Origin of the sequence: Alcaligenes sp. NLF5-7 (assembly GCF_024266725.1) — a bacterium.
Taxonomy (GTDB): Bacteria; Pseudomonadota; Gammaproteobacteria; order Burkholderiales; family Burkholderiaceae_B; genus Alcaligenes; species Alcaligenes phenolicus.
On record NZ_CP100755.1, the window covers coordinates 695,864 to 719,938 of the forward strand.

The 24,075-nt window shown below is 56.4% G+C and carries 20 protein-coding genes and 1 tRNA gene; 8 read left to right on the top strand and 13 right to left on the bottom strand.

What is annotated here, in order from left to right; all coding sequences use genetic code 11:
* The first annotated feature begins 16 nt into the window (after positions 1 to 16).
* On the top strand, positions 17 to 412 hold the full coding sequence (gloA, locus tag MID00_RS03320) for a lactoylglutathione lyase (RefSeq protein ID WP_035271035.1): 396 nt from the start codon (positions 17 to 19) through the stop codon (positions 410 to 412).
* A 194-nt stretch (positions 413 to 606) separates the two neighbouring features.
* The gene (locus MID00_RS03325) at positions 607 to 1,836 is read left to right on the top strand and encodes a nucleoside recognition domain-containing protein (protein ID WP_250756772.1); all 1,230 of its coding nucleotides are present in this window, start codon (positions 607 to 609) and stop codon (positions 1,834 to 1,836) included.
* Between the two features lie 162 nt (positions 1,837 to 1,998).
* On the opposite strand, the gene rsmA is transcribed toward MID00_RS03325, so the two are convergent.
* Genes rsmA through MID00_RS03340 form a run of 3 tightly spaced genes read right to left on the bottom strand, consistent with a single transcriptional unit; the run spans position 1,999 to position 6,630 of the window.
* Positions 1,999 to 2,790 (bottom strand): 16S rRNA (adenine(1518)-N(6)/adenine(1519)-N(6))-dimethyltransferase RsmA, encoded by a 792-nt coding sequence (gene rsmA / locus MID00_RS03330; RefSeq protein ID WP_250756771.1) that lies wholly within the window; start codon positions 2,788 to 2,790, stop codon positions 1,999 to 2,001.
* A gap of 8 nt (positions 2,791 to 2,798) precedes the next feature.
* The gene (locus MID00_RS03335) at positions 2,799 to 4,250 is read right to left on the bottom strand and encodes a peptidylprolyl isomerase (protein WP_319002403.1); all 1,452 of its coding nucleotides are present in this window, start codon (positions 4,248 to 4,250) and stop codon (positions 2,799 to 2,801) included.
* Complete coding sequence (locus MID00_RS03340) at positions 4,243 to 6,630, bottom strand: LPS-assembly protein LptD (protein ID WP_254499691.1); 2,388 nt, start codon at positions 6,628 to 6,630, stop codon at positions 4,243 to 4,245. Before MID00_RS03340 ends, MID00_RS03335 begins: the two co-directional genes overlap by 8 nt.
* Before the next feature lie 123 nt (positions 6,631 to 6,753).
* Here MID00_RS03340 and MID00_RS03345 point away from each other — a divergent pair, with 123 nt between their 5' ends.
* The 3 genes from MID00_RS03345 to MID00_RS03355 all read left to right on the top strand — a co-directional run bounded on the left by MID00_RS03345 (position 6,754) and on the right by MID00_RS03355 (position 9,381).
* Complete coding sequence (locus tag MID00_RS03345) at positions 6,754 to 7,800, top strand: aminoglycoside phosphotransferase family protein (RefSeq protein WP_250756769.1); 1,047 nt, start codon at positions 6,754 to 6,756, stop codon at positions 7,798 to 7,800.
* Complete coding sequence (gene murU, locus MID00_RS03350; protein ID WP_254499692.1) at positions 7,800 to 8,510, top strand: N-acetylmuramate alpha-1-phosphate uridylyltransferase MurU; 711 nt, start codon at positions 7,800 to 7,802, stop codon at positions 8,508 to 8,510. The genes MID00_RS03345 and murU overlap by 1 nt, the downstream gene beginning before the upstream one ends.
* A 163-nt stretch (positions 8,511 to 8,673) precedes the next feature.
* Positions 8,674 to 9,381 carry a hypothetical protein gene (locus MID00_RS03355; RefSeq protein WP_250756767.1) on the top strand — a complete coding sequence of 236 codons (708 nt, stop codon included), beginning with the start codon at positions 8,674 to 8,676 and terminating at the stop codon, positions 9,379 to 9,381.
* 111 nt (positions 9,382 to 9,492) lie between these two features.
* Here the strand turns inward: MID00_RS03355 and glnQ are convergent, their stop codons facing one another.
* The 9 genes from glnQ to mnmC form a co-directional block, all read right to left on the bottom strand.
* Positions 9,493 to 10,221, bottom strand: coding sequence for a glutamine ABC transporter ATP-binding protein GlnQ (glnQ, locus tag MID00_RS03360; RefSeq protein ID WP_009454997.1), 729 nt, complete (start codon positions 10,219 to 10,221; stop codon positions 9,493 to 9,495).
* Positions 10,218 to 11,057: an ABC transporter permease subunit gene (locus MID00_RS03365; protein WP_226348914.1), complete on the bottom strand. Its 840-nt coding sequence runs from the start codon at positions 11,055 to 11,057 to the stop codon at positions 10,218 to 10,220. The genes glnQ and MID00_RS03365 overlap by 4 nt, the downstream gene beginning before the upstream one ends.
* A gap of 113 nt (positions 11,058 to 11,170) precedes the next feature.
* A complete protein-coding gene (gene glnH, locus MID00_RS03370; RefSeq protein ID WP_009455006.1) occupies positions 11,171 to 11,929 on the bottom strand; it encodes a glutamine ABC transporter substrate-binding protein GlnH in 759 nt (252 codons plus the stop codon).
* Positions 11,930 to 12,130: 201 nt separating this feature from the next.
* The gene (locus MID00_RS03375; RefSeq protein ID WP_009455007.1) at positions 12,131 to 12,922 is read right to left on the bottom strand and encodes a MetQ/NlpA family ABC transporter substrate-binding protein; all 792 of its coding nucleotides are present in this window, start codon (positions 12,920 to 12,922) and stop codon (positions 12,131 to 12,133) included.
* A 50-nt stretch (positions 12,923 to 12,972) separates the two neighbouring features.
* Complete coding sequence (locus tag MID00_RS03380; RefSeq protein WP_022983463.1) at positions 12,973 to 13,632, bottom strand: methionine ABC transporter permease; 660 nt, start codon at positions 13,630 to 13,632, stop codon at positions 12,973 to 12,975.
* The gene (locus MID00_RS03385; RefSeq protein WP_254499693.1) at positions 13,629 to 14,639 is read right to left on the bottom strand and encodes a methionine ABC transporter ATP-binding protein; all 1,011 of its coding nucleotides are present in this window, start codon (positions 14,637 to 14,639) and stop codon (positions 13,629 to 13,631) included. The genes MID00_RS03380 and MID00_RS03385 overlap by 4 nt, the downstream gene beginning before the upstream one ends.
* 246 nt (positions 14,640 to 14,885) lie before the next feature.
* A tRNA-Lys gene (locus MID00_RS03390) sits at positions 14,886 to 14,961 on the bottom strand.
* 265 nt (positions 14,962 to 15,226) lie between these two features.
* Complete coding sequence (locus MID00_RS03395) at positions 15,227 to 17,395, bottom strand: glycoside hydrolase family 31 protein (RefSeq protein ID WP_254499694.1); 2,169 nt, start codon at positions 17,393 to 17,395, stop codon at positions 15,227 to 15,229.
* A gap of 151 nt (positions 17,396 to 17,546) precedes the next feature.
* Positions 17,547 to 19,412 (bottom strand): FAD-dependent 5-carboxymethylaminomethyl-2-thiouridine(34) oxidoreductase MnmC, encoded by a 1,866-nt coding sequence (gene mnmC / locus MID00_RS03400; RefSeq protein WP_254499695.1) that lies wholly within the window; start codon positions 19,410 to 19,412, stop codon positions 17,547 to 17,549.
* Positions 19,413 to 19,544: 132 nt separating this feature from the next.
* Here mnmC and MID00_RS03405 point away from each other — a divergent pair, with 132 nt between their 5' ends.
* Entirely contained in the window at positions 19,545 to 20,408 is an 864-nt protein-coding gene (locus MID00_RS03405; RefSeq protein ID WP_254499696.1) for an inositol monophosphatase family protein, read from the top strand.
* A gap of 147 nt (positions 20,409 to 20,555) precedes the next feature.
* On the opposite strand, the gene MID00_RS03410 is transcribed toward MID00_RS03405, so the two are convergent.
* Positions 20,556 to 22,253: an AMP-binding protein gene (locus MID00_RS03410; protein WP_226348919.1), complete on the bottom strand. Its 1,698-nt coding sequence runs from the start codon at positions 22,251 to 22,253 to the stop codon at positions 20,556 to 20,558.
* A gap of 80 nt (positions 22,254 to 22,333) precedes the next feature.
* Between MID00_RS03410 and MID00_RS03415 the strand changes: the two genes are divergently transcribed.
* On the top strand, positions 22,334 to 23,533 hold the full coding sequence (locus MID00_RS03415; protein WP_088451031.1) for a M20 aminoacylase family protein: 1,200 nt from the start codon (positions 22,334 to 22,336) through the stop codon (positions 23,531 to 23,533).
* A 185-nt stretch (positions 23,534 to 23,718) separates the two neighbouring features.
* Entirely contained in the window at positions 23,719 to 24,063 is a 345-nt protein-coding gene (locus MID00_RS03420) for an acyl-CoA thioesterase (protein ID WP_003803527.1), read from the top strand.
* Positions 24,064 to 24,075 lie beyond the last annotated feature (12 nt).

Genomic DNA, 24,075 nt, shown 5'->3' on the forward strand with positions numbered 1-24,075 from the left:
CTAGGAGCTCTACCTTATGCGTATCCTGCACACCATGCTGCGTGTCGGCAATCTGGACCGTTCTCTGGCCTTTTACACCGAAGTGCTGGGCATGAAATTGCTGCGCCAGTCCGACTACCCGGACGGCCGCTTCACCCTGGCTTTTGTTGGCTATCAGGACGAGTCCGAAGCCGCCGTATTGGAGCTGACCCACAACTGGGACACCCCCTCCTACGATCTGGGCGACGGCTATGGCCACATTGCACTGGAAGTGCCTGATGCCTACAAAGCCTGTGAGGACATCAAGGCTCGTGGCGGCAAAGTCGTACGCGAAGCAGGCCCGATGAAGCACGGCACCACCGTGATTGCTTTTGTAGAAGATCCGGACGGCTACAAGATTGAACTGATCCAGGCCAAAGGGCGCGTGGATTAAAGCAAACAGAACCGGCCTTAACTGGCCGGTTTTTTTTATGCTTCCCCCTAATTGTTCAACTTGGCACAAAGGTGCCTGAATCATATTTTGCGACTATTTGTGCCGCTACCCTTACATACCGTAGCCGCTAAAACCCGCCTGTATTCTGCGACAATCTAGCTTGGCTTTTCCCTGCCCTGTTTTCTGCCAACACTATGCTCAATACTCTTTGGCTGTTTTTCTTCCTGATTGCCGCCGTCAGCGGGTTTTACCAGTGGCTGGTCGGGGGAAATAGCGAAATTTTTGCGCAGATGGTGCGCAGCCTGTTCGATATGGCCGCCCTGTCCGTGCAACTGATGCTGCTGCTTTTTGGCACGCTCACCCTGTGGTTGGGTTTCTTGAAGATTGCCGAGAAGGCCGGGCTGATCGACACCCTGGCCCGCTGGCTAGGCCCCTTGTTCAGCCGCCTGATGCCCGGCGTGCCTGCCGGTCACCCCGCTCTGGGGCTGATCACTCTGAACTTCGCGGCCAATGGCCTGGGTCTGGACAATGCCGCCACGCCTATAGGCTTGCGAGCCATGAAGTCCCTGCAAACACTGAACCCGCATCCGGACACCGCGACCAATGCACAGATCCTGTTTCTGGTGCTGAATGCCTCGTCGCTGACGCTGATCCCCATCAGCATCTTCATGTACCGGGCTCAACAAGGTGCACCCGATCCTACAATGGTGTTCCTGCCCATTCTGCTGGCCACCACCGCCTCTTCCCTGGCGGGCTTGCTCAGCGTTGCCCTGGTTCAGCGCCTGCGTTTATTTGATCCCGTTCTGATGCTGTGGTTCGGCGTTTTTGCGCTGATCCTGGGCTCTTTCATGGCCTTGCTGGCAACACTCAGTGCGGCAGCCATCCAGTCGCTGTCCTCTCTGATGGGCAACCTGACCTTGCTGTCCATCATCTGGCTTTTCCTGCTGATGGGCTGGCGACGCAAGATTCCTCTGTATGAGGCCTTTGTAGAAGGTGCTAAAGAAGGCTTTGGCGTCGCCAGGGATCTGTTGCCCTATCTGGTGGCCATGCTGTGCGCTGTGGGCGTGCTACGCAGCTCTGGCGCTCTGGATATCGTGCTGGACGTGATCCGCTGGCTGGTGAACCTGACCGGACTGGATACGCGTTTTATTGATGCCTTGCCTACAGCTCTGGTCAAACCCTTTTCAGCCGGTGCCGCTCGTGCCCTGTTGATTGAAACCATGCAGCATCACGGCGTGGACAGCTTCCCGGCCCTGCTGGGTGCGACCGTGCAGGGCAGCACAGAGACAACTTTCTATGTGCTGGCGGTCTACTTTGGTGCGGTCGGCATCCAACGTGCCCGCCACGCGGTTTCCTGCGCCTTGATTGCTGATCTGGCAGGCGTGCTGGCCTCGATTGCGGTTTGTTATTGGTTCTTTGGCTAGAAGTCAGGGCTCTGCATGAGGGCAGGAAACTCTGCCACTGCAGACTCAACCAGGAATGGCCGATCATTCCGTATGGCCTCAACGGTGTCCCTCATAAAAAAACACCCCAAAACGGAATCTATATCCTGTTTTGGGGTGTCGTTCATTATGGAGTTTTGTCTATCAGGCGGCTTGGATAACGCCCTTATCCATCAGGTGATCGGCCAGGGCAATGTACTGTGCCAGGGACAAATCAGCCGGACGGCTGGTAGGTGCAATTTCCAGCGCCTCCCAGTCGATATGAGCCGTCCAGTCACCCAGGCCACCGCGCAACATCTTGCGTTTTTGCGAGAAGGCCCGCGCCACAACCTGACTGAATACACGCGCGTCACGCGCCTGGGGACGATCTGCCGCCAAAGGCACCATACGCACGACTGCCGACACAACACGCGGTGGTGGGTTGAATGCCTCGGGCGGCACTTCAAACAACTTCACCATGCGATAGCGTGCCTGCAGCATCACCGACAGGCGGCTGTAGTCTGAAGAGCCGGGTTTGGCGACCATGCGATCAATCACTTCGCGTTGCAGCATGAAGTGCTGATCCACCACGGCATCGGCATAGTCCAGCAAATGAAAGAGCAAGGGGCTGGAGATGTTGTACGGCAGATTACCCACAATACGCAGATTCGGGCCTAAAGCACCGAAGTCCACACTCAAGGCATCAGCCTCAATGATTTCCAGCTTGCTGGGCGAATAGTGATTACGCAGACGGGCAGCCAGATCACGGTCAATCTCGACCACACGCAAACGCTCCAGCGCCTGCGTCAGCGGTCGGGTCAGGGCCGAGAGGCCCGGACCAATTTCCACCATATTATCGACAGGCCGAGGGCCAATCGCACGGATGATCTGGTCGATGATGGCCTCATCTTCCAGAAAGTTCTGTCCAAAGCGCTTGCGCGCCTGATGCTGGGCCATACTTATCCTTAGCGACGGCGGGTGCTGGACTCGGGGTCCAAACGGTTATCAATGTAAGCGCGGCCGCGCAGGCTGTTCAGCCAGTCCTCGAAAGCTGGCTCGGCACGCTGCTGGAACAGAGCCTGACGGGCCTGCATGCGCTTGTACTCACCTTCCATATTGCGGGTACGGCGCTCGATCACCTGGATCAGGTGCCAGCCAAACTGGGACTCCACCACGGCGGTATCGTTGCCGGGTTGCAGCTTGTCCATGGCTTGCTCGAACGGAGGCACAGTCTCGCCAGGCGAGAGCCAACCCAAATCACCACCTTGTGGTGCGCTGCTGTCTTCCGAGTACCGCTTGGCCAGATCCTCGAAGGACTCGCCATTGCGCAAACGCACTTGCAGTTGCTCAATACGCTGACGAGCCTGTTCGGAAGTCATAACCTTGGACAGCTTGACCAGAATATGGCGAGCATGAGTCTGCGTCACCATCATGGGACCGGACTGCGCCGATGCCGCACTGGGCACAGGCGAAGTATTGCCAGGCGCAGCACCGCCTCGCTCCAGCACCTTCAGAATATGGAAACCTTGACCACTGCGAATCAGGTCGGAAACCTGGCCGGGGGCCAGGTTATGGACAGCTTGTGCAAATAAGTCAGGCCAGTCGGACAAGGAACGAGTTCCCAACGCACCACCGCTCAGGGCCTCTTGACCATCCGAGTTGGAGGCAGCCAAACCGGCAAAGTCTGCGCCGGAACGAACCTGGGCCAGCAGGCCCTCTGCTTTGGTCCGCAAACGCGCTTCTTCGCTGGAGTTCGCGCCTTCAGGCACTCGCACCAGGATCTGCGCCAGACTGACAGGTGCATTTTGCGCCTGTGCCGCCGATTGCCCCAAATTGCCCAAACCTGCGCCACCTTGAGAGCGCAGGTAAATATCAATGTCGGCGTCCGTAATATTGATGCTGCTGTCGACCGCACGCATGCGCAACTGATCCAGCAGGATTTCCTGCTTCAGATTGGCACGGTACTGCTCCCAGCTAATGCCATTCTTTTCAATCTCGGCTCGCAACTGGGCTTCGGTCATATTGTTGCGCGAAGCAATCATGCGCACACCTTCATCCACTTGCTGTGGACCGACTGAAATCCCCATGGCGCGAGCTTCCTGCTGCTCCAGGCGCTCATTGATCAGCCGTTGCAAAACCTGTTTGCGCAAGATGTCATGATCAGGAGCAGGAATTTTCTGCTGCTTTAACTGTTCCAGCACCTGTGCGGCTTCCAGATCAACCTGACGCAGGGTAATCACCTCGTCATTGACCACGGCAGCAATGCCATCCACAAACTGGGAGGAAGCAGCGGGTGCCGCCTTGGCTGCAGCGGGCTTGGACTGCGCCTGAGCCATTTGAGCCGTGCCCAGCCCCATGACGGCCATCAAAGCCAATGACAGGGTACGGTTTTTCAAGCTGAAACGCATATTATTCATACCTCTCATGAATCATTTTTTCCTGTACGGGATTGGTGACGGGTTCATAGCCAATCACACGGTCACGCAGCATTTTGATAGGGTCGTTGCCAATTCCGCCCAAACCGGATAGCTCCAGCTGGAAGAACAGGGCCTTATTGGTTTCCCTGGCCGAAACCGCATAGCGTTGCATCACCACACGAGCCGCCCAACAACAGTCGCCTTTATACTCCAGCCCCAGCACCGTTTGCGTGCCACGGCTTTCCTGGATGGAATAATCGTAACGTCCCACAGCGTACACCTTGTTGCTCAACGGCCATTGGCCCGTCATGGAGACGTATTCCTTGCCACGATGATCTTCATCAGTCGGCGTGAAGTTGGGGTCAACGACTTGACGGGGGTCACGCTCATAACGATAGTTCACACCCAGTGTTGCCAGGCGTTTAGGACGCCAACGAATACCGGAGGCCAGACGGTTGCGGCGTTTTTCGTCTGGATTGAACTGCGCATCGAAGTTGACCGAGAACGTATTGGTCAAAGCCGCACTGGCACCGACCAGATAGTCTGAGCGGGTGCTGGTACGCGCTTTTTCAGCGCCCAGTGTTACGGTTTGCTTATCAAAATACAAGCGCTGAGCAGCCTGCAGAACCAGACGCTCATAGCCCGTGTCAGCATCCAGCCAGCGGGACGTCAGGCCGACGGTGACCTGGTTTGCATTGGAGATACGGTCCCAACCACCGGAGAAAATGTTTTCACTGAAAGCCTGGGCAAAGTTGAAACTGGCCAGACTGGTGTCGTACAAGGGCAGCGAGGATTGGTCGCGATAAGGCACGTACAGATAGTAAACACGCGGCTCCAGGGTTTGAATGGAGTCGTTGCCAAACAAGGTGGTGTCACGCTCGAAGGTCATGCCGGTATCCAGGGACAGGATAGGCAAAACACGACTTTGCGTACGGGCCCGGTCCGCGAAACGCGCCATATTAGGATCACCCACATACCAGTCTGTCTGGTACTGGCTCATGTGCAGGCCCGCTTTGGGCGTGATGTACCAGCCTGGGCGAACGATAGGATAAGCCACCGTTGTGTAGGACGAGAAACGCGTACCATCTGGAGCCAGACGGGTACTGCGCATGCTGTCAAATTCGCTTAGATTGCCACTGTAAAACGGCAAACGGAAACGGGTTGCGTAGTTATCGCTGACTACATCAAAGCCACCCCAGTTATAACGGGATGCACCCAAATACCACTCAGGCAATTTGTCGTACTGTGGCTGACGATATCCAGTAGAAGAATCCTGCAGGGTCTGATACCGCGTCGCACTGACGTGAGAGCGGAAATACTTGGAACCGCCCCAACCCAGAGTCACCGTACTGGCCAGATCCTGAATGGTGGAATCGTTCAATCCAAAGCTGCTGAAGTCACGGAAGTAATCATCATCCGAGACACGGCGGATATCCGCATTCAAATAGAAGCTGGCAGGCAGGTTCTGGCGATATTGCCCCATGAACAGCCAACGCTTGTAACCCAGCTCCTTGTCATCAGGCAGATAGTTACCGGTCAACTCTCCGGAGAAGCTGTCACCCAGATAACGGAATTCTCCCCCCAACATGGCGCCGCGTTTAGCCATGAAGCGGGGCGTCAGGGTGGCGTCGTAATTAGGGGCCAGATTCAGGTAATACGGCACGCTCAGGTCTACACCACCCCGCGTCGTCATGCCGTAAGTAGGCAAGAGGAAACCGGACTTGCGCTCTTTACGGAGCGGAAAGGTCAGGTAGGGAGAATACAACAGGGGCATACCCTTGAAGTACAAGACGCCATTACGCGCCACCCCTTCGTTTTCCTTGGAATACAGATCAACCTTGGGCGACTGGATATACCAGGCAGGCTCAGGACATGGACAACCCGAGTAATTCACATCGGATAGCCGCATATGGTTGGAACTGAGAATATCAGCCTGCGTCGCGGTACCGCTACCGCCGGTGGCCCCCAGCCAGAACTCCGGGGACGACATGCGCCCTGTATCCGCGTCCAGGTTGTAATCAAACTCCGGGCTGCGCACCAGGGCCCCATCACGCATGATCAGGCCGTTGCCACGTACTTCCACCTGGCCGGTTTTTTCCTGATAGTCGATCCGGTCGCCTTTGACGACAGAATCAATGCGCCGGACCTGAGCACCGCCTTCCAGACGCAAGGTGCCATCTTCCAGTGTTTTCATCTGGTCGCCTATCAGATAGACGGCCATATCCTCTTCCTGGAGCTTGCGCACTTGCAAACCGGGGGACGTCTTTAAAGACGGACGCACGGACGACTGAGCCTGGGCGACCCCCATGCCTGTCATCATCAACACGATATACCACGCCGCAACTCGCACTAAGACTGCGCCTCCAGTTGTGTCCTGCATTTATGTCCTGCATTTGTTCCACCAGAGATGAAAAACCCTGGCGACCCGGTATTATAGTTAAGCCTGCCGTTTAGCGGCACTGCTAAACACTAATCCGTTACGATCTTCTGCTTCCCCTTATTTATGTCTGCTTCTATTTCTGCCGCTACCGACCCTCGTTTGCAGCAAGCAATTACCTGGCTGAACACCCTGAAGTCCCGGTTTGGACTGGATCTGGACAGCCTGCAAGCGGCCTCCAGCGACGCCAGCTTTCGTCGTTACTTTCGCCTGCAAGCCCTGGACCGAACCGTCGTTTTGATGGATGCGCCTCCGGCCACGGAAGACTGCAAGCCCTTTGTGCACGTTACCGAACTGCTGGCACCGACGGGCATCCACGTGCCCGAAATCCTGGCAGCAGACACTGAACAAGGCTTTTTGCTGCTCAGCGATCTGGGTCAGGACAATTTCCAGACCGCACTGAAAACCCCCATGCCGCAAAGCGAGCTGGACAAACTGTACCGCAGTACGCTGTTGACCTTGGTGAAATTGCAACAAGCCGACACCACGGGTTTGCCTCCCTACAACGAACAGCGTTTGCTGGAAGAACTACAGGTGTTCCCCGAGTGGTACATCCAAAAACATCGCCAGTTTGAACTAAGCGAAAAAGATCAGGAGATGTTGCGCAAAACCTTTGCCGAGCTGGTTCAGGCCAATGTGCAAAGCGCTACTGTACTCGTGCACCGGGATTTCCACAGCCCTAATTTGATGATGCCCCTGCCCGGCCAAAGCGAGCCCGGTGTTATCGACTACCAGGACGCCCTGGCTGGCCCCATCACCTATGACATTGCCTCCCTGGTGATGGACGCGCGTGTTACCTGGACGGAAGAGCAGCAACTGGACTGGGCAATTCGCTACTGGCAAGCCGCCATGGAAGCCGGCCTGGATGTGCCTGCCGACTTTGCCGTGTTCCACCAGCAATACGAATGGATGGGCCTGCAACGCAATCTGCGCATTCTGGGTGTGTTTGCCCGCCTCTCTCTGCGTGACGGCAAACATCATTATCTGGACCATATGCCCCGCCTGCTGGGCTATGTACATCAGGTGGCCAGCCGCTACGAGTGCTTTAACGGTTTGCTGCGCCTGCTGAACCGCCTGGAAGGTCGCCAAACTGTTTTGGGCATGACGGTCTGATGCGCGCCATGATTCTGGCGGCCGGTCGAGGCGAGCGCATGCGCCCCTTGACCGACACCTGCCCCAAACCCCTGATTCCGGCAGGTGGTCGGCCTCTCATCGTCTGGCACTTGCGCGCGCTGGCTAAAGCCGGCTTTCGAGAAGTCATCATCAACCACGCCTGGCTGGGTGAGCAGATTGAATCCACTCTGGGTGATGGCAGCCAATGGGGCCTGCGCCTGAGCTACTCGCCTGAATCATCTGCCCTGGAAACTGCCGGTGGCATTGCCAAGGCACTGGATTTTTTCCAGGGCCAGCCTTTCCTGTTAATGAATGGCGATATCTGGTCCGATTGGGATCCTGCCCAAGCCTTTGCCATGGCCGAACGTTTGCAAGCTGCCCCGGAGCAGGCCTGGTTGATCCTGACCCCCAATCCGCCCCACCACCCCGAAGGCGACTTTGGCATGCAAGAAGGACAATTGCACCTATGCGCCAAAACCCTTGCGGGTGCCCGCAGCGCCACCTTGAGCGGCATAGGGGTCTACAAACCCGAACTCTTTGCCCATCTGCCCAAAGATCAGCCTGCCAAAGCCGCCCCCCTGCTGCATGCCGCCATCGAGCGCCGGCAGGTGCTGGGCAGTCTGCATGAAGGTTTCTGGATGGATGTCGGTACCCCCGAACGATTAGCCCAGTTAAACCAACACTTGGAATCGTTAGCACCCTCACAGTAAACTGATATTTTCCAGGCTAGCTGGCAGACGTTTCCAAGCACAACAAAGGGCAACAAAGCCAGCCATCCCGCCTCCATAGCCCCAATGACGTCTATGCTAATGGGTTTTGTAATCGGGACTTGATTTGCTTTGAGTCCCTTGTCTGACAGGAACGTCTGTTCTCATGCTTGGTTCCTCCAAACGCACCGTATTCAAACCCACCGCCTACGGCTCCAGCCGTCGAAAACGCCGTATTCCACGCTGGTTTGTCCTGCTTTTGACAGGTATTACCCTAGGTGCTGGTGGCCTGCTGTTCTTGCAAAAAAGTTATGGCCCTACGCGCCTGACCGTGGAGCAGTCGGAACAACTGCACTATGACCTCAACAGCGCCAACGCTGACAAGCAACGCCTGCAGGCTCAGTTGAACCAGACCAGTCGCGAACTTGAAGATGTCAGCCAGAAGGAAGACAAGCTGGGCAAACAGACCAGCGATCTGCAAGCCATGGTCACCAAGCTGGAAAAGGATATCGCGCTATTTGCCGATGCCATGCCTCCTGACCCACGCGGCACCTCCCCGGGCATTCGCGCTGCCGAGTTCTCGGTTACGGACGGCCAACTGAACCACTTTGTGCTGCTGATGCAGGACAAGGGCAAAGACGCCGAATTCACCGGCACCATGGAGTTGGTTGCTGCTGGCCGCTACAGCAATGGTCGCAGCGGCAATGTGGACCTGCCCAGCCAGCCTGTCAGCGTCGGCCGTTATGCCTACATCAATGGCTCTGTAGAACTGCCAGCCGGCTTTACGCCCCGTCAGGTCACGATCCGCATCAAGCCGGATGGTGCGAACCGCGTCGTTGCCACGCGCACCATCTACGTGACGCCTTCCCGATAAGCACGAGCCTGTCACGCACAGGCTGGTAGTCACAAAAAAGCCCTTCAGGCCCTTGGCTTCATCGCCAGAATCCTGAAGGGCTTTTTTATAGCCGACGATCCAGCCAGACTCTTAAGCCACGTGCTGCAAAAAGTCTTTCAAACGTTGGCTAGGTGGATTACTCAGCAACTCCGCAGGTGGGCCATCGTGTGCCACCCTGCCCTGATCAATAAAGATCAGGCGGCTCCCCACGCGACGCGCAAAATCCATCTCATGTGTCACCACCACCATGGTCATGCCCTCTTCCGCCAGCAACTGCATGACCTTGAGCACTTCCTGACGCAGTTCCGGGTCCAGTGCGGAGGTAGGCTCATCAAACAGCATCAGCTTGGGTTTGATCGCCAGGGCACGAGCAATGGCGACCCGCTGCTGCTGGCCACCGGACAGCTCGTTAGGATAATGATTCATACGCTCGGCCAGGCCGACCTTGGCCAGCAACTCCGTCGCTTCCTCACGCGCCTGAGAGCGGCTGGTGCCACGCGTATGGATAGGCCCGAACATGACGTTTTCCAAAGCGCTCATCTGTGGAAACAGATTGAACTGCTGGAACACCATCCCTGCTTCCCGGCGCAAGTCGCGCACCTGAGCGGGCGTACCATTGACGCTCAAACCATTGACCACGATATCGCCAGCCTGAATGTCTTCCAGCTTGTTGATGCAGCGCAGGAAGGTGGATTTTCCCGACCCGGACGGGCCAACCACCACAACCACTTCGCCTTTATCAATATTCAGACTGATATCGTCGAGCACGATATTGTCACCAAAGCGCTTGGTTACCTTCTTGAACTCGACAATACTCATACAATCCTCATGCGATGTTCAATAAACTTCAGAGTCAGGGCAATCAGGCTGGTCAGGATCAGGTAGATCACCGCCACCGCTCCCCAAATCTCCACCGAACGGAAGTTGTTCGCAATAATTTCCTGGCCCTGACGAGTCAGCTCAGCAACCCCAATCACAATAAATAGCGAAGAATCCTTCAAGCTGATGATGCACTGGTTACCCATGGCGGGAATCATGCGGCGAAACGCCACCGGTCCAATAATGTGGCGCAAGATCTTGTGAAATGGCAGGCCCATGGCCTCTCCGGCCTCTTTCAGGCCCTTGGGCACAGATTGCAAGGCACCACGCACAATCTCGGAAATATAGGCCCCGGAGTTGATCATCAAGGTAAAGATCGCCGCGGTCAGCCCGTCAATTCGGATACTGGCCAGCATGGGCAGTGCGAAGTAGATGAACATCACCTGCACCACGATAGGCGTGCCGCGTATGAACAGCACGTAAAGCTGGCACAGGAAAGAGAGCACATACAACAGATAGCGTCTGAAAAAGCCCAATAGCGACAGAGCGATCAGCGCCTGTATGGAGCTCCAGATCCAGGCTGGCACAAAGCTCAGCCAATTGCTCATCAGCCAGGACAGGCCCTTGAGCGCAAAGCCCAGTGCAAACACGCCCAACACGAACAAGGCGGCTCGGCGCCAGGTGACCGGTACCCGAATATAGGTGGTAATCACCCCGGTCAGAAAACCCAATATAGCGCCACCCACCAACCCCAAAAGGGTAATGAGCAGCGTCATTTTTGTACCTTCCAGCAGGCTGGGTAAAGCCCCCCAGATAGCGTCCCATTCAAAAGTCACAGTGCTACCTTTGTCTTTGAATAAACGCCCACAACAGAGCGTCAAAAAATAAAAGCGGTGATCCCGTTACGACACGCGATCACCGCTTGGCATGCGCTTGGCTTTACGCCTGTTTATTCAGGCTGTTTACCAAACCATTTCTGGTAGATTTTGTCGTAGGTGCCATCAGCACGAATATCTTTCAAAGCCTGGTTCACGACCGGAACCAGTTCGCTGTCCTTGGGAAAGGCAATACCGTAGAAGTCACCACTTTTCACGGCACCAGTGACCTTCACACGATCTTTGCCGCCAGTCTGGGCGTAGTACTGCACGTTAGGCGTATCGTGCACCACCGCGTCCACACGGCCAGTTGCCAGCTCCAGGAAGGCATTGTCGATATTGGGGAACAGCTTGAGCTTGGCAGTAGGAACCGAGCGCTGCATGAAGTCCACCGTGGCGGTGCCGATCTTCACCGCCACAGTCTTGCCTTCCAGATCGGAGGCAGTCTTGATGGCCGAGTTATCGGTGTTGACCAGAATGGCCAGACCGCTTTCGTAGTAAGGATCGGAGAAATCGATCACTTGCTTGCGGTCATCACGAATGGTGATCCCGGCCAGCGCAGCATCCAGATTGCGAGTTTGCAGGCCCGGAATAATGCCGTTGAAATCCATGGGCTGGAAGCGGTAATTCAGATTGGCCTTCTTGGCGACCGCATCCCACAGGTCGATGTCAAAACCGGTGTATTTACCGTTTTGCTTGAACTCAAAAGGCACAAACGCCGTATCGGTTGCGACCACCAGCTCTTTGCCTTGTTGTGCCAGAGCCTGCCCAGCGGGCAAAGCCAAAGCCAAGGCCAAACCGGCCATCAGGGTTTTCATTTTCTTATTGAACATCCGTTACTCCTCTGTAGGGACTGACCAAAAACCAGCCAGTTCGATGTTTTACCCAAGTCAGCGCAGGCTCATGACCTGCCCCAGCGTTGATCTATCCTACCCGAAGCAGCACAACTGTTTGTATTTAATAGTTTTAAAAAAAGAAAAACCTCGGGAAATCCCGAGGTTTTTTCATACAGCGAGTCGTATCAACACTCAAATTCAGAACGCAGGAACAATAGAACCTTTGTACTTGTCAGCGATGAATTTCTTCACGTCTTCGCTATGCAGAGCCTGGATCAGCTTGGCCACGCGTGGGTCATCCTTGGACTTGGCAGCTACAGCGATCAAGTTGGCGTAAGGGGAGTCTGCACCTTCGATAGCCAAAGCATCCTTGGTGGGGTTCAGACCGGCTTCCAGCGCGTAGTTGGTGTTGATCAGGGCGATATCCACATCAGCCAGAACGCGAGGCAAGGTAGCGGCTTCCAGCTCCTTGAACTTCAGCTTCTTGGGGTTCTGGTCCACATCACGCGAGGTTGCCAGAATGTTGGAGGGATCTTTCAGAGTCAGAACACCGGCTTTTTGCAGCAGCAGCAAGGCACGGGCACCGTTGGAAGGATCGTTAGGGATCGCCACCAGCGCGCCTTCTTTCAGCTCATCCAGGCTCTTGATCTTGGTGGAGTAAGCACCGAAGGGCTCAACGTGAACCACAGCCACCGACACCAGATCGGTTTTGTGTTCTTTGTTGAACGTATCCAGGTAAGGTTTGTGCTGGAAGAAGTTGGCATCGATATGGCCGTCAGCCACTTGCTGGTTGGGCTGCACATAATCGGTGAACACCTTGATATCCAGGTTCACACCTTCCTTGGCCAAAGCAGGCTTCACAAACTCCAGCAGCTCGGCATGCGGCACGGGGGTAGCAGCAACCGACAGGGTCTCGGCAGCTTGGGCCACACTGGCCAGCAGAGCCGACACGGACAAGGCCAGCACGGGAACAAATTTCTTCAAAGACATGAGCGACTCCAGTTTCAGAAAGGCAAGACTATGACGATAGCTGCCAGGACTTATTTTCGGCTCAAGCGAGCCACCATGGCGTCTCCAAACACCTGCAGGAGTTGCACCAGCACCACCAGGATAGTCACGGTCACCACCATGACATCCGTTTGATATCGTTGATAACCAAAGCGCAAGGCCAGGTCACCCAGGCCACCGCCGCCGATCACACCGGACATGGCCGAATACCCCACCAGGGCAATGGCGGTCACAATCAGGGCCGCCACTATGCCAGTCGTCGCCTCAGGCAGCAAAGCCAGCAAGACGGTCTGACGGGAGTTCGCTCCCATGGCACGGCAGGCCTCATTCACACCGGGGTCCAGTTCACGCAGGACGTTTTCCACCAAACGGGCAAAAAACGGCGCGGCGCTCAGGACCAAGGGTGGAATAGCGCCCTGCACGCCCAACGACGTACCGGCCAGAATGCGCGTCAAAGGAATAATGACGATCAGGAGAATCAGGAACGGCACGGACCGCAAGATATTCACGATCAGGGACAAGCTCTGGTAGATCCAGGCATTGTCCAGCATCTGCTTGCGGCTGGTCAGAAACAGCAGCACGCCTAATGGCAAACCAATAATTGCGGTAAAGCCCAGCGAAATACCCGTCATCAACAAGGTATCAATCGTGGCTTCACCAATCAGCGCCCAATCCAGGTTGCTAAAGTTCATGGTCGCAATACCTCAAATTGGACATTCAATTCAGTCAGCAAGGCATCCAGCCCTGCTTTAGCCTGCGCATCGCCTTCCACGGCCACGACCAGTTGTCCGTAAGGCTCGGTCTTGATGCGGCCAATGGCCCCCTGCAAGATGCTGACATTCAGCCCCAGCTGGCTGGTAATGCGGCTGATCAAAGGCTCCGTTGTCGCCACACCGCGCACGCTCAAGCGCAGGACACTACCGGGCACACCTTCTGCCAAGGCATGCCAGTCGTCAGCGTTCACGCCGCTTTCACTGAGCAAGGACTGCGTAGTGGGATGATGCGGGTGCAGAAACACATCCAGCACTTCACCACACTCCACGATCTTGCCGGCATCAATCACGGCAACCCGATCACAGACAGAGCGAATCACGTCCATGCCGTGCGTAATCAGGACAATCGTCAGCCCCAATTCCTGATTGATCTCACGCAGCAAACGCAAGATCGACTGGGTGGTTTCTGGATCCAGCGCCGAGGTCGCTTCGTCGCACAGCAAAAGCTGCGGCCGATTGGCCAGGGCACGGGCAATACCGACGCGCTGCTGTTGTCCACCCGATAACTGACGGGGATACTTATTGGCATGGTCCTTCAAGCCCACCAGCTCCAGCACTTCCAGAGCACGAGCGTGACGTTGGGCGCGATCCACCCCTGCCAGGCGCAGAGGAAAACAGACATTATCCAGAACCGTGCGGGAATGGAGCAGATTGAAATGCTGGAACACCATACCCACGCCCTGTCGGAACGCGCGCAACTGCGCACCCGAAAAGCGTGTGATGTCCTGATCCTGTACCCAGACCTGACCTGAACTGGGTTGCTCAAGCAGATTGAGCATGCGGATCAGCGTACTTTTCCCAGCACCCGAGCGACCAATAATACCGAAGACCTCTCCTTGGTGAATCTGCAAGGAAACGTCGTTCAAAGCATGAACGGTCTTGCCTGCCAGGGAATAGGTTTTTGAGATGTGTTCAAGACGAATCAAGATGAACTCAGCCTAGTTAGTCAGTCGAGTTATAAAAGCCTGAGCTGTAAGCGAAATTTACCATAAAGCAAATTTGACTATGACCAGATAGATATAACCCAAGGAAATATTGAAACCATACTGAGGGCTGCACTGTATAGCAAGATTTCCGACCGGCCAATGCGCGGATGTGACCTTGGCTGTGCAAGGCAAGCGCCCAAAGAAAAAGGCCGCTAAGAGCGGCCTTGTTTCTACGTTTCAGTTTAGTGGTGGGTCGTGCGCGACTCGAACGCGCGACCAACGGATTAAAAGTCCGCTGCTCTACCGACTGAGCTAACGACCCCCGACTGAAAGATGAAATTATGGCCTGATTAGAAGGAGCCGTCAAGCACTAAATGCAAAATAATTGGAAAAAAGGCGTTTTTCTTTAAAAAACCTGAAAACAGCGTCTTGCCAAGGCCCCGCCCCTGCCCTTTTCCCTGTTTCAGAAACAAAATCGGAACATCTATCCAGGAGCATTTACTGCTGAAAATAGAAAATGCCTCCCGAGACTGAGGACAGACCCCAATGCCGGGAGGCATTCAAAGACGATCAGGTTCGTCTAGCGCTTAACGGGCACGAGAAATACGGACCTCGGCACCACGGCGTTTGACCTCCAGCCCTTCGGACGGCAGGATCTTCAATCCTTCCAGACCCTTGATGTAGCTGGAACCCTGCATCTGCATGACGCGAATCTTGTTGCGCATCACAACCGGGCTGTGCTCGGGCATGCCAAACATCCAGACTTCATCCAGCAAACGAGCCGAGTTGAACTCGGATGTATGCTTGACCACCGGTCCCAGACACAGCATATGACCTTCACGGCCAAAGACCGGCAAGCGATCCAGACCCACAGTCATTTTCAGGATGGTGCCGCCTTCATAGCGCCAGCCCGTGCTCAGATCCCACCAGGCATCGCCTTCAGGCAGATAAACCTCGATATCCTGGCCGGGCTGCAAGACAGGAGCCACCAGCAAGGCAGGACCCAACAAATACTGGGTATCCCACAAGCGAGCCTGGGCATCTGCCGGGAAGCTTTGAGCCATGGAGCGCTGTACCGGCAAGCCAGTACGCACGGCGTCTTCAATAATGCCCAATACATAAGGCACCAGACGGAAACGCCACTCCAGCCAATGAGCAACCTGAGCCTGGGTTTCTTCATCAAACGCATCAGGACGCAAGGCAGGAATACCTTGCAGACTGAAGTTTGCCGAGAAAACCGACATGGCCAACCAACGCAGATACAGTTCTGGCGTCATTTCGCTAGTCGATGCAGCCGCATTACCCCAGCCATGAATCTGGATAGGCACGCCGCTATTACCGGTAGCCAAGGCGGACTTCAAGGATTGCGTCAGACCTGCCCAGGTGTTTTCCACCTGCGGGCCCAACTGCCAGGCAAAGCGCTGGGAAGATGGGCTCAAGTCACGGCTGGCAACCACGCCTTCTTGCGGTGTCTTGTGACCGGCAACAGCATCAAACAGGGCCTGACGTGCCAGCACAGGGTAAATCGCACGCAACAGGGCGCCCGACTCGCCACCACGGCTGGTGATGGCATCCGGAATATCAAAGCGGGCATTGCACAGCACGGCACCCAGACCATCGTCGACCATCTGACGCTGGCGCTCGGTCCACATGCGGAACACGTCTTTGTGGGTCAGGTCCAGCAAACCGTAGTCGCGTCCACCGCTTAGCTCATCGCCAGGGAAGACATAGGCGCAGCCGTCGTCATCATTGATAAGCAACCAACCGCGATCTTCCCACTCTTCGAACAAGCTGGTGCCCGCCAGTACGCAAGGACGAGTCCAGGCGGCCAGCTGCAACTGATCATTCTGCAAGGCAGAGAAAGCGTCGCGAGGGTCAGCCATGCGGGCGGCATCCCACTCCAGCGTAGGCTTGTCCTGCTGAAAATCGTAAGGCTCCGGTGGCGGCAAGACGGCCACATCCAGCGCAATACCCCGCTCGCGGCACTGATTGGCCAGCTCACGCAAGGACGTTACATCCTGCGCCTGAGCGCCATCCAGCCACAAGCCCATAGGCGTGACACCGGGCTGACCGGCACGACCCGTCAAGGCCGAGTACTGATTGATGATTTCGCTGGGATCACCCAGGAACAGGAAGAAATCCAGTTCGGCAGCGTGTACACGAGCGCGGTACGCATCCAGGTCTTGCTGACCCAGATCATGTTCAACCCGCTCGAAGGTATTGATGTATAAACCCCAGCCTTGGGTGCTCCAGAGCAAAGGCAGGCTGCGGTCGTCCGGACGATCGGTATCAACCGTTTCCTCGCGGCGGTCCAGTTCGCCCAGGGTTTCGCCCAAACCATACAGGGCGTCTTCCTCGGCCAGGGCCAGAACCAGCTGCCAGCAACTATTGGGCTCCTGCTCGAGCATCAATGGCTGATCGCCACTGCTCAAGAGCAGTTGCTCGCCACGCCGGACCTCAAAGCGCCACGGATTGGCCTGAATGTGCAGGGCAAGCTCGCCCTGCTCAATCCGCCAGCCCGAATCGGCTGCTTCCAGTTGAAATTCGCTGACCGCCTCATGGCGGGCCAGCAGCATATCGCCCAAAGCTTTGGCACGGGTACTGAGCTTTTCATTATCGAGCCGGGTAGCCGGCATACAGCGGAAACGAAAAACACCCGGCGCATGAGCTTCGATGCGCAGCGCAAAATCGGTTTCGACAAAAGCGAAATCGGCCTGGGCCGGTTTCGTCGTCAACAAACTCAGATGATTAAACAATTGTGTCACGTCGTCAGAGTGGAGCGAACGGCACGATGCTGATCGCAGGGTCACGCTCAAGATTACTTAACAAGGCCACTATTTTGACGTATTTGCGCTACAAAGGAAAATGTTGCTTCACATTTCGCCGAAATAATTCGAAAAAAGGGCCTTAGCGAGGTATTAAGGCTTGCTCCAAACGCCGCTCCAAAGGAATGGGTTCCTCCAGACAATAAGCGGCAAACAAACTGGCTGCCAGCAGGCTCCAACTCAAACCACGTGAGCCGTAAGCCGCAGCCATAAACACACCGGGCAGGCCCGGCACAAAACCCATCACGGGCAAATGATCACTTAAAGCACAGCGCCAACCGGCCCATCCTTGTGCAGGTGTTGCCACCGTCATAGCGGGATTGGCCAGCATGACAGAAACTTTTTCTATATTTTGCTGATGGCCCTGGCGGCTGACCTGGGCAGATTCACCAAAACGTTCGTAGGTGCTGCCGATAACTTGCCCCTGCGGGTCTACAGGCAGGATATAGCCCTGACCACTTAAAGTCACTTCACCACGAGTCAAAGCCTGGTCGGCAGGCAAGTATGTCACCTGCCCGGCCAGACGTTGCATGGCCGCCAACCGTGGTAGAGGATGCTGGGCCAAGAACTCGTCGGGCAGCAAACTCAGGCTTTGGGCTGCCGCGGCTATCACTACACGATTGCTGCTTTCCAGGCGCTCCCCCTGCTGATTGCAGATATCCCACACCCCCGGCTCCTGGCCGGCTCGCAAGGACACCTGCTCTGGCAGACATTGAATCAAGGGGTGATCCAGCAGATGAGCCACCAGTGCACCGGGATTCACTACCATGCCTTGCGGAAAATACAGGCCACCGCCTTGCAGCGGCACCCCAGCCAAGGCCGAGCCCTGCTCACGATCCAGCCATTGCACCCAATCCTGGTCCAAGGCCAAACGCTCCAGCGCCTGCTGAATTTCGGCATCACTATTGCCCGCCTGCCCAAACACCAAGGTTCCGACTCGACGCGGGCGAGCCGCTTCCGGCAAGTCTTTCCAGCCCTGCCAGGCATGCAGAACAGCATTACGGCTCAAGCGGGCCAAGGGGGCATCATCCAGGGCGAACACGGGGGAGATGGCAGCCAGACGGTGACCTTGATGCGTCGCATCCAGGCCCTGGCTCAGTGCCGGATCACAAACCAGAACGGGCACACCTTTGCGGGCCAACTCCCAGGCACAGGTCGCCCCCGCCAAACCGGCACCAATCACTACCGCCCGCCCTTGCTGTAGTGGCAAATTGCTGCGTCGTCCCAGGTGGGGACGCAAGCGAGCGCGAATGGTGCACCACTTCCCCCCGGCACCGGGGACTTTTTCCACTTCAAAACCTACCGAGGCCAGATCACGTCGCACCTGCCCGGCACAGCACCAGGAAGCCGCTGTCGCCCCCGGCGCAGCCAGACGCACCAGTTGCCCCAGGACCGACCGCGACCACATGGAAGGATTGCCACGGGGCGCAAAGCCATCCAGGTAAAACGCGTCCGCATGGCAGTGCAACTCGCGCATCATGGTTTCGGCTTGCCCAAAGGCCAAGGTCAGTGTGACTTGTCCCCTATCCAGCTCCAGCCTGTGTATGCCCGGCACCAGTATGGGCCAGGCTGCCAGCAGTTCCTGGGCTTGGGTCTGCAACTCCTCGGGCAAGCGGGCGTACAGAATCGCCAAATCTGAATGGCGGAAAGGATGAGCCTCAACCGACACGAAATGCAGCCGCTGGCTGCGCTCCGGGTCCTGACGCCAGGCCTGCCAGGTAGCCAGAAAGCTGGCCCCCAGTCCAAAGCCGGTTTCACAAATCGTAAATTGGGATCGCCCCCGCCAACGCTCGGGCAGACCATTACCGTGCAGAAACACCCGTCGTGCCTGCCCCAAAGGGCCATCTGCCGGGTGATAGCTATCCTGATACACCGCGCTGACAGGCACGCCACGCTCATTGAATTCCAGAACAGCCGGGACCAGGGGCTCAAACGCAGAGGCAGCCATTAATTTTCTTGCCCATAACAACACTCACACACGCTCTAACCCCTTAAACTGGCCTTAATCAAACTGACACCAACAAACACGTACAATGAAAAGTCTCAGCTTCAGACTTTTCTTTTTTAAAACCGGATTGCCATGCCATTGTCACGTTTACCGCTCAGCGCCTGCCTGGACGCTGCTGTTACCGCAGCCCATGCCGCCGCCGCTATTTTACAAGCCTATGCGTCGGACCGTAGCTCTCTGGTGATCAGCAACAAAATGCACAACGATCTGGTGTCGCAAGCCGATCACGAAGCCGAGCAGGCCTGCATCAGCGTGCTGATGGAACGCACCCCGGACATTGATATCGTGGCCGAGGAAAGCGGCGGCGTGAATACAGGCCGTCCCACCTGGTATATCGACCCGCTGGATGGCACGACCAACTTCCTGCACGGCATTCCTCATTATGCCGTCTCAGTTGCCCTGATTGCCCCGGCCGGCACGCAAATGGATAACGGCGTTCTGGCCCAGGACACGCCGGTCATTGCCGTGGTCTACGACCCCAATCGCGAAGAGCTGTTTACCGCCATGTACGGTGTGGGCGCCTGGTTAAATGGCAGCCGTATTCAGACATCCTCATCGAAAAAACTGGCGGACTCGGTATTGGCCACAGGCTTTCCCTTCCGCGACTTCTCTTTTTCCGACCAATACATGCCCAGCCTGAACGCCTCCATTACAGTCAGCCGTGGTGTGCGCCGCATGGGTGCCGCCGCGCTGGATCTGGCCTGGGTGGCTTGTGGGCGTTACGACGGTTACTGGGAAATGGGCCTGGCCCCTTGGGACGTTGCCGCTGGCACCTTGCTGGTGCGTGAAGCCAAGGGTGTGTGTCAGGACCTGTATCAGGAAGAGCCCTGGCCCGTCAGCGGTCACGTCTACGCAGGCAATGCCCACATTGCCGATGAGTTGCTGGGCATGGTGCGTCCGTCGCTGACACAGCGTCCGACCAAACCCAAGCCTTAACGCCTTATTCGGGGCCAGTTGCCAAACCTCCTGCTCTGATCTTCATCGCCCGATAAAAAAGCGAGCCATTTAAAACGGCTCGCTTTTTTCATACAGATCAGGTTGCAGGCCAGGTTTAGCGATTTGCTGAGTAATCGTCCCGCCAAATCAAGCCTGCGCCTCAGGCTTGACTTGCTCATCCCGCAGGACGCGGCGCAAGATCTTGCCCACATTGCTCTTGGGCAGTTCATCACGGAACTCAATAATGCGGGGACGCTTGTACGCCGTCAGACGCTCTTTGCACCATTGCTTGATATCGGCTTCAGTCAAGGACGGATTACGTTTGACCACGAACAGCTTGATGCTTTCACCACTGTGCTCGCTGGGCACCCCCACCGCCGCCACTTCCAGCACATCAGGATGCGCCGCCACCACGTCTTCAATTTCATTCGGATAGACGTTGAAGCCCGACACCAGAATCATGTCTTTCTTGCGATCCACTAGACGAATACGTCCCTGCTGATCCATGACACCGATATCACCCGTCTTCAAGAAACCATTAGGCGTAAAGACATTGGCGGTTTCCTCCGGCTGGTTCCAGTAAGCCGACATAACCTGCGGCCCTTTGACGGCCAGCTCGCCTTGTTCGCCCATGGCAACCGGTTGCCCCTGTTCGTCCAGCAAGAGCACATCGGTTGAAGGCAAGGGAAATCCAATCGTGCCACTGTAATCGCGTGAATCCGTCGAGTTCACCGCCACCACCGGGGAGGTTTCCGACAGACCATAACCTTCAATCAAAGGGCAGCCCGTCACAGCCAGCCAGCGCTCGGCCACGGCTTTTTGCAAGGCGGCACCACCGGCCAGACACAGTTTGAGCTGCGCAAACGGCAAGGTACGGAATTTTTCGTGATTCGCCAGCGCATTGAACAAGGTATTCACCGCTGGAACGACTTCAGGCGGATTGCGTTTCCAGGCCTTGTAAACCGAATTGAGATCGCGCGGATTCATCACCAGCACCATATGCATACCTGCATACATGGCAAACAGACCGCAAACCGTCAGCGCAAAGATGTGATACAGCGGCAAGGCCACCATCATGGTGTAAGCCGGACCTTTAAAGTCGCCCAAAGCGGGAAAGCCCACGGCCTCCACCTGCAAGACGTTTGCCATCAAATTGCGCTGGCTCAACATGGCGCCTTTAGGGCGGCCCGTTGTACCGCCCGTGTATTGCAACAGCGCCAAATCATCCGGTTTGGCGGGCTGACGGCTCAGGCTCAATTTGCTGCCCTGCTCCAGCACGGCCTTCAGACTGTGCGAACCCGGCAAAGAATAAGACGGCACCATGCGTTTCAAATAACGCACGGCGAAATTCACCACGCTGCCCTTGAGCCCCATCAGATCACCCACGGTACTCAACACCACGTGGGCAGGCTTCACATTGTCAGGAACTTGCTGCAGCACATGCGCAAAGGTTTCCAGAATCACAATGACCTGAGCCTGGCTATCGGCCAGTTGGAACTCCAGTTCGCGTTCGGTGTATTGCGGGTTGGTATTGACGCCCACCATGCCCGCCCGCATGGTGCCCAGCAAGCAAATCAGGAAGGGCAAACCATTGGGCAGCATCAACATCACACGGCTGCCACGCTCCAGACCCTGTGCCTGTAACCAAGCCGCGAAGGCATCCGCGCTGCGGTCCAGATGTTCATAGGAAATGTCATGCCCCATAAAGGTCAGCGCAGTCCTGTCCTTATGCTTTTTCATGGCGGCATCCAGACAATCGATCAAGGTCTGCTCGGCGCCTAACTGAATCTCATGGGGCACGGAGGCCGGATAATGCTCGAGCCAAGGTTTTTGCTGAGTATCCAAGGGCTTGTCACCTAATACGTGTTTATTTATGGTTAACTCTACTCTACTTTATTGTTCAAACCCAAGGACAAGCCCGCATCATGAAGCTGTTTGAACCCATTTCCGCCTGGTCGCATGAAATTGCGGCTATCCGGCGCGATCTCCACACCTACCCCGAACTGGCTTTCGAGGAAACCCGGACGGCCGATCAAGTCGCGTCCTGGCTGGAGAAATGGGATATTCCGGTACATCGTGGCCTGGGCGTGACAGGCGTTGTCGGTATCCTGAAGGGTACGGGCGGCGAAGGTCCATCCGTGGGGCTGCGCGCCGATATGGACGCCCTGCCCATGCAGGAGCTGAACGAGTTCGAACACAAAAGCCGTCACGACGGCAAGATGCATGCCTGTGGACACGATGGACATACCGCCATGCTGCTGGGTGCAGCGCGCTACCTGTCCGAGCACCGTGATTTTGCGGGCACCATCTATCTGATTTTTCAGCCTGCCGAAGAAGGTTTTGGCGGCGCACGCGAAATGATCAAGGATGGCTTGTTCACGCTGTTCCCCATGCAAGCTGTTTTTGGCCTGCATAACTGGCCCGGCATGCCTGCCGGCACCTTCGGGGTTTTGCCAGGCGGCATGATGGCCTCCAGCAATACCTTTGAAATTCGCATTGAAGGCAAAGGCGCCCATGGAGGCATGCCCCATCTGGGCGTGGACCCCATCATGGCGGCCGTGCAACTGGCGCAAAGTCTGCAAACCATTGTCAGCCGCAATGTGGACCCCCTCGAACCCGTGGTGCTGAGCATTACCCAGATTCATGCCGGCTCTGCCGATAACGTTATTCCCAACGAAGCCGTCATGCGCGGCACGGTACGCACCTTCTCCACCGAAGCCCTGGACCTGGTCGAGACCCGCATGCGCGAACTGTGCGAGCAAAGCTGTGCCGCCCAGGGTTGCAAGGCCGAGTTTGACTTTGACCGCCGCTACCCTCCCACCATCAATAATCCCGAGCAAGCGGCCTTTTGCGCACAAGTCATCAAGGAGCTGGTTGGCCCCGACAAGCTGCGTCAGGACATCCGCCCTTCCATGGGCGCCGAAGATTTCTCCTTCATGTTGCAAGAAGTCCCCGGCTGCTATGTCTGGCTAGGCAATGGCGATGGCGACCACCGCAGCCAGGGCCACGGCATGGGTCCGTGCATGCTGCACAACGGCAGCTACGACTTCAACGACGCCCTGATTCCTATTGGTGCCAGCTATTGGGCCAAATTGGCTCTGGACTGGCTGGCACAACACCGTTGATGCTTTAACAAATGTTTCATAGCGGAGCCAAAGCTGGCCGTTACAATGGCAGGTTCTATTGTTGACGGCGTGCGCTCCGCGCGACGGGCATCTGTCCCACCACCCTTTCTTCCAATACGGGAGTATTTGTGACTACTTCAAGCAACATCTCTTCGCTCCCGGACGGAGCCCCCACCCTGCGCGTCATGCCCATGCCCACAGACGCCAATATTCACGGTGACGTGTTTGGTGGCTGGATCATGTCCCAGGTGGACATTGCCGGAGCGATTCCTGCAACACGACGCGCCCAAGGCCGGGTTGCCACCATTTCCGTGAATGCCTTCACCTTCAAGCAGCCCGTGTTTGTGGGTGATTTGCTCAGTTTCTACACAGAAATCATCAAAACAGGCCGCACCTCCATTACGGTTTCGGTGGAAGTGTATGCAGAACGCAAACGCCTGCAACTTGAAACGGTCAAGGTAACGGAAGCCACGCTTACCTATGTGGCTACCGATGACGAGCGCCGCAGCCGCCCGCTGCCCCCTCTCTAAGTATTCGTGACA

Coding starts and splice junctions, on each gene's coding strand:
- gloA (WP_035271035.1), top strand. CDS start 17: ATGCGTATCCTGCACACCATGCTGCGTGTCGGCAATCTGGACCGTTCT.
- MID00_RS03325 (WP_250756772.1), top strand. CDS start 607: ATGCTCAATACTCTTTGGCTGTTTTTCTTCCTGATTGCCGCCGTCAGC.
- rsmA (WP_250756771.1), bottom strand. CDS start 2,790: ATGGCCCAGCATCAGGCGCGCAAGCGCTTTGGACAGAACTTTCTGGAA.
- MID00_RS03335 (WP_319002403.1), bottom strand. CDS start 4,250: ATGAATAATATGCGTTTCAGCTTGAAAAACCGTACCCTGTCATTGGCT.
- MID00_RS03340 (WP_254499691.1), bottom strand. CDS start 6,630: ATGCAGGACACAACTGGAGGCGCAGTCTTAGTGCGAGTTGCGGCGTGG.
- MID00_RS03345 (WP_250756769.1), top strand. CDS start 6,754: ATGTCTGCTTCTATTTCTGCCGCTACCGACCCTCGTTTGCAGCAAGCA.
- murU (WP_254499692.1), top strand. CDS start 7,800: ATGCGCGCCATGATTCTGGCGGCCGGTCGAGGCGAGCGCATGCGCCCC.
- MID00_RS03355 (WP_250756767.1), top strand. CDS start 8,674: ATGCTTGGTTCCTCCAAACGCACCGTATTCAAACCCACCGCCTACGGC.
- glnQ (WP_009454997.1), bottom strand. CDS start 10,221: ATGAGTATTGTCGAGTTCAAGAAGGTAACCAAGCGCTTTGGTGACAAT.
- glnH (WP_009455006.1), bottom strand. CDS start 11,929: ATGTTCAATAAGAAAATGAAAACCCTGATGGCCGGTTTGGCCTTGGCT.
- MID00_RS03375 (WP_009455007.1), bottom strand. CDS start 12,922: ATGTCTTTGAAGAAATTTGTTCCCGTGCTGGCCTTGTCCGTGTCGGCT.
- MID00_RS03380 (WP_022983463.1), bottom strand. CDS start 13,632: ATGAACTTTAGCAACCTGGATTGGGCGCTGATTGGTGAAGCCACGATT.
- mnmC (WP_254499695.1), bottom strand. CDS start 19,412: ATGGCTGCCTCTGCGTTTGAGCCCCTGGTCCCGGCTGTTCTGGAATTC.
- MID00_RS03405 (WP_254499696.1), top strand. CDS start 19,545: ATGCCATTGTCACGTTTACCGCTCAGCGCCTGCCTGGACGCTGCTGTT.
- MID00_RS03415 (WP_088451031.1), top strand. CDS start 22,334: ATGAAGCTGTTTGAACCCATTTCCGCCTGGTCGCATGAAATTGCGGCT.
- MID00_RS03420 (WP_003803527.1), top strand. CDS start 23,719: ATGCCCATGCCCACAGACGCCAATATTCACGGTGACGTGTTTGGTGGC.